This is a genomic window from Deltaproteobacteria bacterium (genome assembly GCA_009692615.1).
In the GTDB taxonomy this organism is placed as follows: domain Bacteria; phylum Desulfobacterota; class Binatia; order UBA9968; family UBA9968; genus DP-20.
The window spans coordinates 52943-68876 of record SHYW01000010.1; the positions used below are offsets into that span (position 1 = coordinate 52943).

General features: G+C 56.7%; 15 protein-coding genes. 12 read left to right on the forward strand and 3 right to left on the reverse strand.

The window, feature by feature from the left end:
- Window positions 1-82 precede the first annotated feature (82 nt).
- The 3 genes from EXR70_04045 (at window position 83) to EXR70_04055 (ending at window position 2384) form a co-directional block, all read left to right on the forward strand.
- Entirely contained in the window at window positions 83-409 is a 327-nt protein-coding gene (locus EXR70_04045) for a hypothetical protein (protein MSP37643.1), read from the forward strand.
- A gap of 133 nt (window positions 410-542) precedes the next feature.
- Complete coding sequence (locus EXR70_04050) at window positions 543-1253, forward strand: hypothetical protein (GenBank protein ID MSP37644.1); 711 nt, start codon at window positions 543-545, stop codon at window positions 1251-1253.
- A gap of 72 nt (window positions 1254-1325) precedes the next feature.
- Window positions 1326-2384: a hypothetical protein gene (locus EXR70_04055; GenBank protein ID MSP37645.1), complete on the forward strand. Its 1059-nt coding sequence runs from the start codon at window positions 1326-1328 to the stop codon at window positions 2382-2384.
- An 80-nt stretch (window positions 2385-2464) separates the two neighbouring features.
- Here EXR70_04055 and EXR70_04060 read toward each other — a convergent pair whose 3' ends face one another.
- Entirely contained in the window at window positions 2465-3451 is a 987-nt protein-coding gene (locus EXR70_04060) for a hydroxyacid dehydrogenase (GenBank protein MSP37646.1), read from the reverse strand.
- 124 nt (window positions 3452-3575) lie between these two features.
- On the opposite strand from EXR70_04060, the gene EXR70_04065 reads away from it, so the two are divergent.
- The 8 genes from EXR70_04065 (at window position 3576) to EXR70_04100 (ending at window position 12547) form a co-directional block, all read left to right on the forward strand.
- Window positions 3576-4535, forward strand: a complete 960-nt coding sequence (locus EXR70_04065; GenBank protein MSP37647.1) for an ABC transporter substrate-binding protein — start codon at window positions 3576-3578, stop codon at window positions 4533-4535.
- Entirely contained in the window at window positions 4532-5500 is a 969-nt protein-coding gene (locus EXR70_04070) for an ABC transporter substrate-binding protein (protein ID MSP37648.1), read from the forward strand. The genes EXR70_04065 and EXR70_04070 overlap by 4 nt, the downstream gene beginning before the upstream one ends.
- A gap of 25 nt (window positions 5501-5525) precedes the next feature.
- Window positions 5526-6524, forward strand: a complete 999-nt coding sequence (locus EXR70_04075; GenBank protein MSP37649.1) for an SMP-30/gluconolactonase/LRE family protein — start codon at window positions 5526-5528, stop codon at window positions 6522-6524.
- Window positions 6525-6530: 6 nt separating this feature from the next.
- Window positions 6531-7523 carry an ABC transporter substrate-binding protein gene (locus tag EXR70_04080; protein ID MSP37650.1) on the forward strand — a complete coding sequence of 331 codons (993 nt, stop codon included), beginning with the start codon at window positions 6531-6533 and terminating at the stop codon, window positions 7521-7523.
- Window positions 7524-7566: 43 nt separating this feature from the next.
- Window positions 7567-8379, forward strand: a complete 813-nt coding sequence (locus EXR70_04085; protein MSP37651.1) for a methyltransferase — start codon at window positions 7567-7569, stop codon at window positions 8377-8379.
- Window positions 8380-8711: 332 nt separating this feature from the next.
- Entirely contained in the window at window positions 8712-9287 is a 576-nt protein-coding gene (locus EXR70_04090; protein MSP37652.1) for a sel1 repeat family protein, read from the forward strand.
- Between the two features lie 139 nt (window positions 9288-9426).
- On the forward strand, window positions 9427-11466 hold the full coding sequence (locus EXR70_04095) for a DNA topoisomerase VI subunit B (protein ID MSP37653.1): 2040 nt from the start codon (window positions 9427-9429) through the stop codon (window positions 11464-11466).
- Window positions 11441-12547: a DNA topoisomerase IV subunit A gene (locus tag EXR70_04100; GenBank protein ID MSP37654.1), complete on the forward strand. Its 1107-nt coding sequence runs from the start codon at window positions 11441-11443 to the stop codon at window positions 12545-12547. Before EXR70_04095 ends, EXR70_04100 begins: the two co-directional genes overlap by 26 nt.
- A gap of 421 nt (window positions 12548-12968) precedes the next feature.
- Here EXR70_04100 and EXR70_04105 read toward each other — a convergent pair whose 3' ends face one another.
- On the reverse strand, window positions 12969-13976 hold the full coding sequence (locus EXR70_04105) for a hypothetical protein (GenBank protein ID MSP37655.1): 1008 nt from the start codon (window positions 13974-13976) through the stop codon (window positions 12969-12971).
- Window positions 13977-14084: 108 nt separating this feature from the next.
- Here EXR70_04105 and EXR70_04110 point away from each other — a divergent pair, with 108 nt between their 5' ends.
- Window positions 14085-14279: a hypothetical protein gene (locus tag EXR70_04110; GenBank protein MSP37656.1), complete on the forward strand. Its 195-nt coding sequence runs from the start codon at window positions 14085-14087 to the stop codon at window positions 14277-14279.
- Window positions 14280-14526: 247 nt separating this feature from the next.
- On the opposite strand, the gene EXR70_04115 is transcribed toward EXR70_04110, so the two are convergent.
- Complete coding sequence (locus EXR70_04115; GenBank protein MSP37657.1) at window positions 14527-15483, reverse strand: ABC transporter substrate-binding protein; 957 nt, start codon at window positions 15481-15483, stop codon at window positions 14527-14529.
- Window positions 15484-15934: the final 451 nt, after the last annotated feature.

Below are 15934 nucleotides of genomic sequence, written 5' to 3' on the forward strand. Positions count from 1 at the left end.
ATTTAGAATCACGCCAACCGAACGGAGGGCGGTTGGTTGATCACGACAAATCAACAATTAGCCAAACAAGGAGAACTTCGCCATGAAAAACAAACTCGCACTCTTGATCGCCGTCATCTTCTTCAGCTCGGTTGGATTAGTCGCAGCCAAAGACTATCAAGTCACCGGTCCCGTGGTTGACGTCAAAGACGATGTCATCGTCGTCAAAAAAGGCGCCGACAACTGGGAACTCGCCCGCGACAAGGACACCAAAGCCACCGGCGAGTTCAAAAAAGGCGACAAAGTTACGATCAAATATAAAATGATCGCCACCAGCATCGAAGGTAAAGAAGCGCCCAAGGCCAAAGCCGAAACCAAGACCAAGGCCGACGACAAGATGAAGGGCGACGCCAAAGCTAAAACCAAGTAACTTTCGCTTAACTCACCCTCCAAAAACCAACCAACGGGCCGCTTCATGCGGCCCGTTGCATTTTTAGCCCGGCTTTTCTTTTCACCGGGCTTTTGCTAGGGTTTCGGTAATTTTGCGAACGGGAAAAGTGATTATGACCCCACATCCGGAAGTCACCATCGTCCATAGCTCCGACCTCCATCTCGGCACCGACGATAGCTTTAGCGATCGCGATCGCTTGGCCAATTTACCCAGAGTGCTCGCCGCCGCCAACGACGTCGACGCCAATGTCGTCCTGCTCGCCGGCGATTCCTTCGACAACCACCGCCAACCGGTGGAGCTGCTCGAGCGCGCCGCGCAAATCCTGCGCGACTACAACAAGCCGGTGGTGATCCTGCCCGGCAATCACGACCCGCTCACGCCCGACTCGGTGTACCGCCGCGGCGGTTTAGGCGAAGTCGCCAACGTCAGCATTCTCGGCTTGAACGCCGGTGACGCCGTGCTGTTTCCTGAATTGGAGTTGGAGATTTGGGGCCGCGCCCATCTCGACTACACCGACATGTCACCGCTGGCCAATCCGCGCCCACGCACAACCCGGTGGCAACTCGCCGCGGCCCACGGCCACTACGTCGATGAAGCGCGCGATCCCAATCGCATGATCGGCTCCTGGTTGATTCACCGCGAAGAGCTGATGGCCATCGACGCCGATTATGTCGCGCTCGGCCATTGGAACCAGCGCACGCCGGTAGGCAACGGCGAAGTCGCCGCCCACTACTCCGGCTCGCCGGAATACACCGGTACTGTGAATGTCATTCGCTTCAAAAAAGACGGTAGCGTCGAAGTCGGCAAAACCGCGCTGCGATAACTCGGCGGATAACCGACGAGCCGCTTTGCCCGCCGGCGGTTTCCCGGCGGCGCCGAACCATTTCAAATCATCGTGAAGAGATATTTCTTTCTCGCCGCGCTGTGGCTGGGCTATGCCTCGGTGTGTCACGCGGCCGCGGCAACCAATCGCGAAAACTTCGATGCACTTTCGGTCGCGAATTTCTATCGCGGCAAGGTTCTGCGCATCGTCGTCGGCTTCCCGCCCGGCGGCGGCGCCGATGTCTACTCCCGCTTGATCGCGCGCCACCTCGGCCGCTTCATTCCGGGAAATCCCACCTTAGCGGTCACCAACATGGCCGGCGCCGGCAGCATGATCGCCGGCAATTATATTTACAATAGCGCCGCCAAAGACGGCAGCGAGATCGGCATGCTCAACGGCGCGGTGATCTTGGAGCAGCTGTTCGGCCATCCTGGCGTCCACTTCGACATGGCCAAGTTTCGCTATCTCGCCGTGCCAGTCAACGAGACCTACGTGATGATCGTCGCCCGCCAGTCGGCCATCGGCAAATTTAGCGAACTGATCGGCGCCAACGCCAAGCAGGCGATCCTTGGCGCGATTCCCAACTCGACCTTGGAGCATGCGCCGATCTTGCTGCGCGAAGCGTTGGACGCCAACTTGAAAGTCGTCTCCGGCTACAAAGGCAGCGCCGACATTCGACTCGCCGTCGACTCCGGTGAGATCGGCGGCTTTTTCAATCCCTGGAGCACGGTCAAGCCGAGTTCGACGGACAAATTCAAAAGCGGCGAATGGTCCGTGCTGCTGCAACTCACCGATCAACCGCTGCGCGACTTGCCTGCGACTAATATTCCGACGATCAACGACATCGCCAAGGACGAAAACCAGCGCGCGCTGTTGCGCTACGGCACCAGCGCGCCCAATCAATTCGGCAAAGTGTATATGTTACCGGCGGCGGTCCCCGCCGAGCGCGCCGCGGTTTTGGAATCGGCCTTTGCGAAAACGCTCGCCGACAAATCTTTCTTAGCCGACGCGGAAAAAGGCAAGCTTGAGATCACCCCGATCTACGGCGCGGCGATCCAGCGCATCGTCAGCGAGTTTCTCACGATGCCGCCGGCGATCAAGTCACGATTGGAAAAAGCTCTCAGAAAATGACAAGCCGTAAGGGGTGAAGGGTAAAGCGTCTGCGGAATCCCAACGCCTCACCCCTGACCCTTCACCCCTTACGGTTTGTCTCACGCCGTCAACAACAGCCGCGCTTCATCAGCATCGACCACCGGATTCTTGGGCCGCTTATGTTCTAGTACGCGGATGACTTCCTGCGCCGCGCCCCACTCGCCGCGCTCTGACGCTTCCAATGTCACAGCACCGAGATGCGGCGTCCACAGCACGTTGTCGAGTTTAAATAGCGGAGGATCTTTGGCCGGCGGTTCCTCAGCGATGACGTCCAACGCCGCGCCGGCGATTTTTTTCTGCTGCAATATCTGACCGAGTGCGTCTTCGTCGACGATGCCGCCGCGCGCGGCGTTGATCAGAAATGCCGACGGCTTCATCAACACGAGATCTTTCGCGCCGATCATGGCGCGGGTCTCGCGGTTGAGTGGACAGTGAAGGGTGACGAAGTCGGATTCTGCGAGCAACTCGTTCAAGCCCACCCACTTGCCGGCCAATGACGTGACATGAGACTCCGGAATGTAAGGATCGTAGACGAGGAAATCCATTTCAAACGCCCGGGCGCGCAGCGCCATGCGCGCGCCGATGTTGCCCATGCCGACGATGCCGAGGGTCTTGCCGGCGAGCTCCGTGCCGATGAATTGCAGATAATCGCTCCAACGATTCTCTTTGACCGCGCGGTTCGCTTCGTGGGTGTGGCGCACCAGGGCGATCATCTGACCGAAGACCAATTCGGACACCGACACGGCGTTGCTGCCGGGCTGATTGGTCACCCAGATTTTTAATGCCGCCGCCGCTTCCAAATCGACCCGCGACGGATCGACGCCGACACCGGTGCGGGCGATGATCTTTAGCCGGCCAGCGCTTTTTTCCATCTGCTCGCGGCTGATTTTACCTTTGCGGCTGATCACCGCGTCGACCCGCGACGCTTCCAATTCCCAACGCTCGGGCTCGACCCACGGATTGACGACGATCAATTCGACCCGCTCGCGCAGCCACTGGAGCACTTCGGCTTGAAACTCTTCCACCAACACTCGGCCAAGAATCATATTCGCCTCCCCATCGACGCCATCATTTTAAACTCGCCATGCCGCGCATGCCATCGTGATCGAACAGTTGCGTCATTTTTCCATGTCGCTATACTGACCAGCAATTCCCTTCGGAAACCACAATATGAAACTCGTCCATCGCCTTGCCTTGATCGCAGCCATCGCGGCGTCGCTCGCCAGCGCGGAAATCGCCAGCGCGGAAAAAATTCGCCTGGCCTTGCCGTCGCGCTCCATGGGTTATCTGCCGATGTTCGTCGCCCTGCACCGGGGTTTTCTCAAAGACGAAAATCTCGAATTGGAATTACCGGCGCTGTTGCCCAACATCGCCCACAACGCGCTGCTCGGCGGTGAAGTGGAATATCATGGCGTCGCCGATTCGGCGCTGCGCTTGGCCGCGAAAGGCGCGCCGCTGAAAAGCATCTTTTTTAGCGCCCGTTTGCCGAATTATTTCTTGATGGCCAAGCCCAACATCAAATCGGTGGCCGAGCTGCGCGGCAAATTGGTCGCGGTGAGCCGTTTCGGCGGGACCACTGACTTAGCCGCCCGCGTCGCCCTGCAAACCAACGGCCTCGACCCGCAGAAAGACGTGACGCTGATCATGATCGGCCTCGGCAATACGCGCAACGCCGCGCTGATCGCCGGCTCGGTGGACGCCAACATCGCCAATCCGCCGGACAACTCCATGCTCAAACAAAAAGGTTTTCGCGAGCTGTTGTTTCTCGGCGACGCCATCGAGTTTCCAAGCAACGGCTTCACCACCACCGAACGCAGGTTGGCGGAAAATCGCGATCAAGTTAAACGGCTGATGCGGGCGTTTTACCGCGGCCTACTGTTTTCCCGCGACAACGCCGAGGAGACGGTGCGAATCGTCGAGCGCGAGTGGAAACTCGATCCGGTCACCGCGCGGGACTCCTACACATCGATCATGAAAGCCGCGAGCCGCGACGGCGCTTCGTCGGACAACGGCCTAAAAGTCCACGTCAAATTGATTCAGCAAGCCGAGAAAACTCTCGGCGATATTCCGCTCAACAAGATCGTCGACTTTCGCGTCCTCGAAGAAGTGCGCCGGGAGAGCGCGCGATGAAAACATGCGTCCTATTCGTCTTATCGGTCCTATTCCCCCTCCACGCTTTCGCCGAACGAGTGCGCACCGTCGTGCCGCGCGCCACGCTCAACTATCTGAGCATCCCCGTCGCCGAAGCCAAAGGCTACTTCCGCGATCAAGGTTTGGAAAATGAAACCATCGTCATCCCCGGCAGCACCGCCATCGCCGCTCTGGTCAGCGGCAACGTCGACTATAGCGGCGCCGGCGGCACCGGCATGCGCGCGGCGCTGCGCGGCGCGCCGATCAAAGCGGTGATGTTTCAGACCGAGAAAGTGACTTGGTACTTGCTCGCCGCCGCCGACATTCAGAAAATTTCCGATCTCAAAGGTAAACGCGTCGCCGTCGGCACCGTCGGCGACACCCAAGACACATTGATCACGATGATGGTCGAACGCGAAGGTTTGTCGAGCCGCGACATCACGCGCATCGCCATGCCGTCGCGCAACACCACCAGCACGATCCTGTCCCTCAAGAGCGGCGCCTTCAGCGCCGCGGTGGTCAACGCCGACGAATCGCTGCTCGGCGAAAAAGAAGGGCTGCGCACGCTCGGCTTCATCGGCGATCTGTTCCCTTATCCGTTTCAAGGTTTTATGGCCGCCGACAAGATGATCGCCGAGAAGCCCAACGACATAAAAAGGTGGCTGCGCGCCATGGCCCGTTCGTTGATGTTCATCCGCGAACGGCCCGAAGAAGCGGCCGACATCGCGCTAAAAAAATTGCCCATGGGCAACATGAGTCGTGCTCTAGTCGTCGAAGGCATCCGCCGCTTCGCCAAGGCGCTGCCCGACGGTGTGCCCGGCTTGCCGTCGGCGCAAGGCATCAAGAACGTCATCGAGTACGATGTCAAAGCGCCGCTCAAAACCAAAGAAGATGTGCCGGTGGAAAAAATCATGAGCCTGCGCTTGATGCGCGAGGTCAAAGAAGAGTTGGAAAGCAAACGCTAAGCCGAGCAAAAGAGGAACTTCCACAATGAAGCCAATGATCTCTGGATTGTTATTGTCGATCACGGTGCTCTGCTGTGGCAACGCGGCACACGCCGCCAAGGCTTCCGTGCTCATCGATTTCGATCCCAAGAGCGCCGAGCAAACCGTTATCGTCGAAAGCATCGCCGCCGATCACAAAGGACTGCTCTATGCCTGCGACCGCGTCACCGGCAACGTCTGGCGCATCGATCCGAAAAATCCCAAGCTCGTGGTCGTCGGCAAAGTTCAAGAACGCGACATCGGCGGCAAAAAAGTTCGCGCCGATGTTTCCGGCATTGTCTTCAATCAAGCCGGCGATCTCTACTTGACCGCCGGCGGCTTCAAAGAAGTGCTGCGCATCCGCGCGCGCAATCTCGATGCGGACAATCCCGGTGTCGCACAGACCTTCGCCATCGAAACCGAAGGCGCCAACGGCATCGACTTCGATAAGAACGGCTATCTCTTCGTCAGCGGCGGGCGCAACGGCAGAATTTACCGCACCGGACCCGAAGGTGGCCGCGCCGAAGTGTTCGCGCAAATTGCGTTGCACACGCGCGTCCTTCCCGACGGTAAGACCGAGCAGGCGGTGACGGCGAACGGAATGGTTTTCGACAAACAAGGCACCACCCTTTACATCACCGACACCGCCCGCGGTGCGATCTGGAAACTCGCCATCGGCGCCGACGGCAAAGCCAGCCAGCCGGCACTCATGACACAGAGCGCTTTGCTGGAAGGCGCGGACGGCCCAGCCTTCGATCCCCAAGGCAATCTCTGGGTCGCCGCCAACGAACGCAACGCCGTTGTCCTGGTGCAACCCGACGTCCGCGTCTTCGACGTGCAAAAAAACGACAGCAAAGGCCCGCTGGAGTTTCCCACTTCGGTGGTATTTGTCGATGGCACAGCTTACGTCAGCAATTTCGACACGCCGCGGCGCGACAATCTGGCCGCAGACGGTAAATCATCCGTCGACGGCATCGGCGCGTCGATCGTCAAGATCGAACGGTGACGTCCTGTGAACCGAGCCAAAATTATCATTCTGTCATTGGTCGTATCGGTCCTATTCTTTCCATCGGCCCACGCCCAAGAAAAGAAAAATCTCCGCGTCGTCTTCGTCAGCTTGTCGTGGAACGCCCAACTACCGTTCCGCATCGCCAACGCCAAAGGTTTTTTCAGAGAGCAAGGACTGACGGTGGAGCCGATCTTCGTGCGCGGCGGGCCGATCGCGATCGCCGCGCTGGTCTCCGGCAATGTCGATTTCGCCAGCATCGGCGGAGCCCAGGCGGCGATGCGCAGTAAAGCGAAAGGCCTCGATCTCAACATCATCTCGTCGTTGTCCAATTACACCAACTACACGCTGATCGGCGGCAAGGAGAATAAACGGCTCGAAGATCTGCGCGGCAAAACCGTCGGCATCACCGGCGCCGGCACGTTTTCCGATTTTACCATTCGGCTTTATCTCAAGCGCAACAATATCGATCCCGACAAGGACGTGGCGCTGCGCGCCATCGGCCAAACCGTGGTGCGTGCCGGCGCGCTGGAAAAAGGCTTGATCGCCGCCGCGCCGTTTTCTGCCGAGGACGCGGTCAAACTCCTCGACAAAGGTTTTCCATTGATCGTCAACTTGAATGAAGCCCTGCGCGTGCCGCAAAGCGTCTACGTCACCCGCGGCGATTTTCTCGAAAAGTTTCCCGACACGTCCAAGCGATTTCTTAAGGCGGTGATTCTCGGCATGCAGTTGGCCAAATACAACAAACAGGAAGCGATCAAGATCGGCTTCGCCGCCGGACTCCAAGGCGACCCCTACATCGTCAACCGCTCCTACGATCTGTTCAGCCCCGGCTACGCCGGCGATCTCTCGGTCGCCTGGGACGGCATCCAGATCATGCTCGACGACGACATCCGCACCGGCCTGGTCGACAAAAAATTTACGCTGGACCGCGTCATCAACGACCGGATCTTGAAACAAGCGCAGCAGGAGTTGAGGAACGAAGGACGGCTGAGGTAAGACAATGCCACGAAGCAACTGAATTCGGGAAGGAGCTTCAGTTATGAACCAAGAACTGACCGCCGGCATCCCCTATACCGTGGACACAGGTGAAAAACTCGTCAACGAAACCTTCGGTCCGAATAATATTCGCCGTCGTAAAACCGGGACCCATGAATTAATGCGCATGCCGGTGCGCAATGGTCGCTTGTATGCCAATGAGATTTCATTTGAGAGAAACGGCTTTGTCCTGGTCGAGCATCAAACCAAAGTCGCCGACTTCTTCGACACCAAGCAACTGGAAACGGTGTACTACCCGGAGGTCGAGCAGTTGATCAAACGGCAATCGGGCGCGGCGCGGGTGGCGATCTTCGACCACACGTTGCGCTCGGGCGACGAAGCGGAACGCGAAACCAAACTCATCCGCGAACCGGTGATGTCGGCGCACAACGATTATACCGAATGGTCCGGGCCTAATCGGCTGCGCGAATTTCTTCCCGACGAAGCCGAAGCTTTGCTGACCCGCCGCTTCGCCATCATTCAAGTTTGGCGCGCGATCAACCAAACGATCCAAGCCAATCCACTGGCGCTGGCCGACGCACAGAGCGTAGCGACGGAAGATCTCGTCGTCGCCGAGCGCCGCTACCCGCACCGCGTCGGCCAAACTTATCGCTTAAAGCATCGCGGCGATCATCGTTGGTATTACTTTCCCGAAATGCGCCGCGACGAAGCGCTGGTGTTCAAAGTCTACGATTCGAAAAAAGACGGCTGCGCCCGCTTCACGCCGCACACGTCGTTCGACGACCCGACCTCGCCACCGAACGCGTCGCCGCGGCAAAGCATCGAAGTGCGGGCGTTCGCGTTTTTCGCTGCCTAGCAAATTGTCTCAAGCTGCTAGTCGTTTATTCTGATCAACTCACCATGAAGAGTAAGAAGGTTCGGATAATTTAAAGTCCGAACTTCGTGCTCTTCGTGTCCTTCGTGGTGAAACCATCATTCTAGTCGCTGTGAAAATTTCCCGGCAATTTTTCTTACAGCCATTCACAAGATCGCCGTCTCTGCTATAATCGGTGGCGAAGATCAAACCTACCAATGTGTAATCGATGTGATATAGGGTGCGCTTGCGCACCGTCGGCATCCACGATGCCAACATTGAATTGATGTGGCAAAACTACGACCGCGAATCCTAATCATACATCACGGTTAGTAATGACGGTAAAAATCGATCCGAAACAGAGACTACGGGATATTGAGAAAACGATATTTTCCGGCAATTTTGCTCGCGCCCACAAACTTCTCAAGCCATTGCTTCTTCAAAAAAATGCAGAAGCATACTTTTTCTCCTCATCCATTTCCAAGCATAAGGAATCAATAAGAGCCTTCGAAAAGCGGCACGTAGCGGAGCTGACAGAGTCCGCTGACCTTGGCTATCCCCGAGCGATTTATGGCCTTGGTGCTTGTTATGACTGTGGCGACTTCGTTCCACAAGATAAACAAAAAGCGTCTGCACTTTTCAAACGCGCGGCTGATTTAGGACACGTACACAGTCAGTGGATACATGGCGTGGAATTGCTTTACGGCCTTGGTTCCTTTCGAAAAAATCAAAGAGCTGGCGCCAGATATCTGATCCGGGCAGCGGAAGGAAAGCACAAATACGCACTTGAGATACTTGCTGAGTGCCATGCAAAAGGAACAAACGGATTTCCTCGCGATCCCAAACTCTCGAAGCGATATTCTACCGCGGCTCGTAAAGCTAAAGCGTTCTGGGAGCGTGATGACACATAACGATCCGTTGAACGGGGAGCGCAGCCAAAATTACGAGCTGTGTACTCGGAATTTACCATTCTGGAACTTGCCGTCAGCGATATTCGACCAAACCGTTCAATAGCCCCACGGAGAAACCAAAGACGCCATGTTTAAGCCCATGCCCAAATCCGAAACGGCAACCGGCGAAAGCCAACCGGCAGAACCGAAGAAAAACGTCACCGCCGCCGAGATGGGCGCGCGCCAGCGGAATATTTCCGTCTCGGAGTTTTTCACCAAGAACCGCCACTTGTTGGGCTTCGACAATCCGCGCAAAGCGCTGCTCACCTGCATCAAAGAAGCCGTCGATAACGCGCTCGACGCCTGCGAAGAAGCGGGCATCTTGCCGGAAGTGACCGTTAAGCTCGAAGTCGTTGCCAACGGCGGCCCCATGCCCACGCCGGCCCAAGCGACGCGCTTTCGCGTGACGGTCATCGATGACGGCCCCGGCATCGTGCGCCAACAGATTCCGCCGATCTTCGCTAAGCTGCTCTACGGTTCGAAGTTTCACCGCCTGCGCATGAGCCGCGGCCAGCAAGGCATTGGCATCTCGGCCGCCGGCATGTACGCACAGTTGACCACCGGCAAACCGGTGCAGATCATCTCACGCACCGGCCCACGCGCGCCGGCGCACTATTTCGAAGTGCAGATCGATACCAAAAAAAATGAACCGCGGATTTTCGAAAATAAAAAGATCGACTGGGAAATTCCGCGCGGCACCCAGGTTAGTCTTGAAATCGAAGGCCGATATCAAAAAGGGCGCGCCTCGGTGGACGAGTATCTGGAACAAACCGCGATCGCCAACCCGCATGTGAAACTCGTCTATCACACACCGGAAGGCGAGGTAAAACAATATCCGCGCACCATCGCAGAGCTGCCGCCCCAGCCGCGCGAGATCAAGCCCCATCCTTACGGCATCGAATTCGGCATGATGCTCAAGATGCTGCACGACACCAAGAGCCACTCGCTCTCGGGATTTCTCTCGAGCGAATTTAGCCGAGTGTCCTCCAGTGTCGCCCAGGAGATCTGCAAGGCAGCGAAGCTTTCGCCGGACACCCGGCCAAGAAACCTGCACGGAGCGGTAGCCGAGAATTTTTATAAGACGATCCAGGCGACAAAAATCATGGCGCCACCGTCGAACTGCCTCTCGCCCATCGGCGAGAGGGCGATTCTGCACGGCTTGTATAAACAGATCAAAGGCGAATTCTACACCGCGGTGACCCGGCCGCCGGCGGTTTACCGCGGCAATCCGTTTGTCATCGAAGCAGGCTTGGCCTTCGGCAAAAATCCAGAACTAGCGGCGAAAGTAAAAGAACAAAGTAGCCCCCGCGCCGAAGGCGAAGACAAAGACGACGACAGCGAGTTGGCGAGCGTCATCCGTTACGCCAACCGCGTGCCGCTGCTCTATCAACAATCGGCCTGCGCAACATTTAAATCGGTCCTCGACACCAGTTGGCGCAACTACGGCGTGGCCCAATCGCGCGGCGCGCTGCCAGCCGGGCCGATGGTCATCTTCGTTCACATGGCCTCGGTCTGGGTGCCGTTCACCAGCGAATCGAAAGAAGCCATCGCCGAATACGACGAGATCAGAAAAGAAATCAAACTGGCGCTACAGGAATGCGGCCGGCGCCTGGGCGTATTTTTACGACGACGAGAACGCGCCAAGGGCGAGTTTCGCCGGCGTAATATCTTCGCCCTGTATATCGAAGAAGTGGTCGACGCCTGCGCGCGCTTGAAAGGCGGCAAGCTCGCCAAGGAGAAACTCAAAGCGCAGCTGCAAAAGATCGCCGCCAAACGCACCGGCGGCGAAAAGACCGACGAGATCCTCGGCCGCGACGGCGGCGGACCGGAAGGACTGCCGCACTCGATCATTGTCACCGCCGAGGGCATCGAAGGCGATGCGCCGGTGGTGCCGTCGACTCAAGAGAACGATGTCGAAGTTGGCCAAGAAGAAACGTCCGATGAGCAGGAGCCGACGTTGCCAACATTGGCGCTGAAAAAAACTAAATCTGCGAAAAAGAACAAAGCGATAAAAGCAAGTCCTTCGCACGGCGCAAAATTCGCAAGTGCCAAGCAGATGACGTTGGGTTTCGACAAACGGAGCGGCAAAACAGCAAAGAAACCAGGAAAGAACCATGGCGGCAAAAAAAGCAAAAAATAACGGCGTAGTCGAGAAAAAACTCATCGGCGTCGCCGATATCGTGATCGGCGCGGCGCAGCGCAGTCAGGACCCGGCGCTGTCGATTCCCGTGCGCAGCCTGGCCAACGTCAACTTCAACGCCAAGCGTGGCCTCATCGAGATGGGCAAGCGCAAACAGACGCGGACCTTTTTCAACGTCGGCATGGCCAAGAAATTCATGCAGACCATGCTGGTGGCCGACGCCCTAGCCGAACTCCAGCGCGCCAATCTGACGACGTCGCTGCGGGAAATTTATTACCGCACCAAACACACGATGAAGAACTCCAACGAGAACACCTTCGACGACCAGAACGAGTCCGATCCGTTGATAGAAGATCTCGAAGTCACCCTCGAAGCGCTGCGCGAAGAACTCCATGTCCGCGCCGAAAACCGCGGCACCGTGGTCGGCCCGTTGACGATTGTCGACGATGGCGACCGCGTCGATTGCACCAAACTCGGCAACGGCGGCTACTCGGTGCCGTCCATCGTCGAGCCGGAATATATTCAGATCAGCAAATGCACCGCCGACTTCGTTCTGCTGGTCGAAAAAGGCACCCAGTGGAATCGCTTGTCGGAAGATAAGTTTTGGCGCCGCTATAATTGCATCCTGCTCACCGGCAATGGCCAACCGCCGCGCGGCGTGCGCCGTCTAGCGCGCCGGCTGCACGAAGATTACAAACTGCCGGTCTACGTGCTCGTCGACAACGATCCCTGGGGCTACTACATCTATTCCGTCATCAAGCAGGGATCGATCAATCTGGCCTTTGAAAGCGAACGCATGGCGATTCCAAAAGCCAAATTTATCGGCTTCTCCAGCGCCGATCCCGAGCGCTACGGCCTGCCGCGCAACGTCGGTATTAAGTTGAACGACAAAGACATCAACCGCGCCAAGGAACTGATGAAGTACAAATGGTTTCAGAAAAAGGAATGGCAAAACGAAATCAAGGGCATGCTCACCAGCGGTTTGAAGTTCGAACTCGATGCCTTGGCGAATAAAGATTTTCAGTACCTGACGAAAACCTATCTGCCAAGAAAGCTCAAAGACAAAGACTGGCTGGATTAGCGCGACGCTGTCGGCAAACGCGTGCATCGTGATGTCATTGCAAAGCTAAGCCAAGGAATTTCGCCTGGGCAAACAACTGAAACGGCGAAGAGCGATCCGATGGCTCTTCTCGGTTCCCCCTTTTGGAAAAGGGGGATCAAGGGGGATTTGATTGCGTGGTGGGGCGGTTTTCTTTGTAGCCGTGCGGTTGTCCTCTGAAACGACGGAGCCAATTGCGAGAAAGAAAATCTCCCCTATCCCCTCTTTTCCAAAGAGGGGCACCCGAGAAAAAGCCACTTCTTGAGCGCTGGAGAAAAATTGTTCGTGCGTTCCGCGAAGCCCCCATGTCCAGCCGAAACTTATAGATAAGAATCCGCTTTCAAAAGGAGAATACTCCGAACCTCATATGTGAATTTGTGTAAAAGAGTTAAGACTCACAACACTACCGCACCAACGCGCGATCCAACGGGCCATTGTCACGAAACAATTCCGGCTTGGCGAAAAACTCCTTCGGCACCGCGCGCCGCGACGCCAAGTCTTTGAGAATATTTTCGATGCCCTTGTCGGGCACGTAGGGCGCCGACTTCACGGTGCGCGCGTGGGATTCGATGGATTTGCTGACGACGTAACTATCTTTCTCCCGCGTCCATTTGACCAACGAGCGTTCGGCGAAGGCCGAATCTTTTTTGATCACCTGAATGCCCGCCACATAGGCGGCTAAAAAATCCTCCACCACTTTCGGTTCGCTTTTGACATAGCCACGGCTGGCAGTGACGCAGGCCGACGGATAGACCAGATCGGTCTTGGTGAGATCGACCAGTACCGGCCAGTTGCGCCGTAGAAACGGCAAAGCGTAACGGGTGTTCAGCGCAGCGACGGCGATGCGACCACTCTCCAACGCGGTGGCCATCTCCGGCCCCGCGCCCAATTGCAAAATCGTCATGTCCTTGTCGGCATCGAGGCCGACCTGACGCAGCGCCGCGCGCAGATAGAAATGCGTCGACGATCCGATGCGCGTCACCGCGCTTGATTTACCCTTGAGTTCGGCCGCCGATTTAATTTCCGGCCGGGTAATGAGAAAGATCGGTTCGAGATTGCTCGGACAAGCGAGCAAAACGAGCTCAGCGCCTTCGACCCGCGCCGCGACAACCGATTCCGCGCCGGCGCCGGAAAATTGCAACTGCCCGCTCATGATTCCCAGCGTGATCAGCGCGCCGCCGCGAATCTGCACCGGCTCGACATTCAAGCCGCGCTTGGCGAACAAACCGGCATCCTTGGCGACCCACACCGGCAAATGTGCGACGGAAGCCGATGTGCCGTAGTAAATATGGCGCAACTCCTGCCCATACGCGAAGCCATGCCAGCACGGCAAGCTCGAAATTAAAATTGCCGCAATCGAGAAGCAACGAAACATATGCGTCAAAACTTTCACTGGCGATGAATCTAGCACAAGCAAACTCCGAGGGTCTAGGAATTGCTTAGCGTCAATCGGATTGACACAAACATTAGCTTGACGCTATGACAACGAAACTACTTTACGCCTTAGCGCCCCTTCGGCTTGAAGAAACTGGCAATCGCCCAGGCGATGAAAGAAAAATCGCTGGACATCGCCCTCGACGTGCAATCGCGCACGGTATTTTGTCAGCGCGCCCGCGGCGCCGATCTATACATCATTCCCGATTGGCGTAATCAGCGCAGCAGCATCACGTTGAACAAGTTGGTGTTGTCCGCGAGCGTGATCGGCTTGGCGTGAACGTTGCCTCCAACAGAGATCCAAAGCACCAACAGTTTTTATCGAGACAATGAAGATCTTTTGGTTTCTCTTAAACTGACCGACCCTTGGCACCGAGCGGTTGTGCAACTATCGAGTCGTAGTCGACTTCCTTTCCGTCATACCGGCGAAAGCCGGTATCCAGGCGTGGTGCGGGGCGAACGGACTGTGGATGCCGGCCGGAGTCTATCCTGAGCACGGTCGAAGAGCCGGCATGACGAAAATTCACTTACTTTTTCCCGAGCAGATTTATAAAACTGCCGTCGATCATCTCGCTCAGCGAGATTTTTCCCTTTAGCCGGCCGGTCTCGATCTCCTGCTCGACCGTAGCAACAATACCGGCATCGAGGATGCGCCCGTCCAGGGGAAAGGAATCGCGGTATTCGTCGTAGCCGGCGGCGGCTTCGGCCGCGTTCAGGCCAACATATTTTCTCAAGGCGCGAATGCCGTCGTCACGGTTCTCACGGGTATGCTTCACACCTCGCTGGTAAGCTCGTAAGAATTTCATCGCTTGCTCTTTTTCCTTAGCGAGCCAAGTCTCCCGCGCGATGAAACCGACGTTGGTCCAGTTGGGATAGAGATCTTTTAGATCGAAGAGCTTATTGAGACCGGCCGCTTTGGCGCGCTCGGTAACGGGAAACCAAAGAATCGTCGCATCGACGATGCCGCCCGCCAGCGTGGTAAAGCGCGCCGGCGTGGCGCCGATCTGTACCATGGTGACATCCTTCGGATCGACGCCGGATTGGCGCAGCGCCGAGCGGGTGAGAAATTCCGACAGAGAGCCAAAGCGGCTGATGGCGAACTTTTTTCCCTTGCCGTCCTTCAACGCTTTCATGGCGGGGCTGCCGTAAATCTGAAACGGCATCAGATTGGAGATCGCCCAAAAATTTTTGATGTCCAAGCCGCCCGCCCTGGCAAGCACGGTCTCCGGCGCGCCGCCGGCCATGATCTGCACGTCGCCACCGATCATCGCCTGCAGATTGGTCGCTCCGGCGTTGAACATCACGACGAGAACGTCCAATCCCTCGTCCTTGAAGAACCCTTTGTCTTGCGTCAGATAGATCGGCAGAAAGGCGACGTTCACGGTCGACACGCCGACGACAATGCGAGCATCAACGTACGCAGGCCGGATGTTTACAATGAGCAAGAACAACGTCATGGCAAGCCACAATGGGCGCTCAAACATTTGTCTATCCTCCGTCGCGGAGCCTAGAGAGATCGACCGTCTCAGTCAAGTTAAAAACAGCGGCACATGGAGGTTATGTTTTTGTTGGTCTCACCGCGGCTTGAGTTTATACAGACTATCGATATAGCCGCCGTCATCGAGCTCTTTGATAAAACGATTGTCGACGAACTCTTCCACTTCGGCGCTCTTCGCCCTGGGATTTTCTTCCGACGAACATAATACTAATTTTTTTTATTTGGAAAACGAACGTCAACTCCCCGTTCTCCTGAAAACAAGCCAGTCGCGATTCGGACAATACTGACACGTCTTAAGGAATCTCTGAACAAGTCATCTAGCAAGTCGTCTAATAACGAAGAGCAGAAAGACCGACAAGGTGAGGCGGGAGGAAAGAGCGTGGGGGAGCAGACAACGTTTGCGAGTTTGGCGTGGGCGAGAAAGAAAAAGCAGAGCA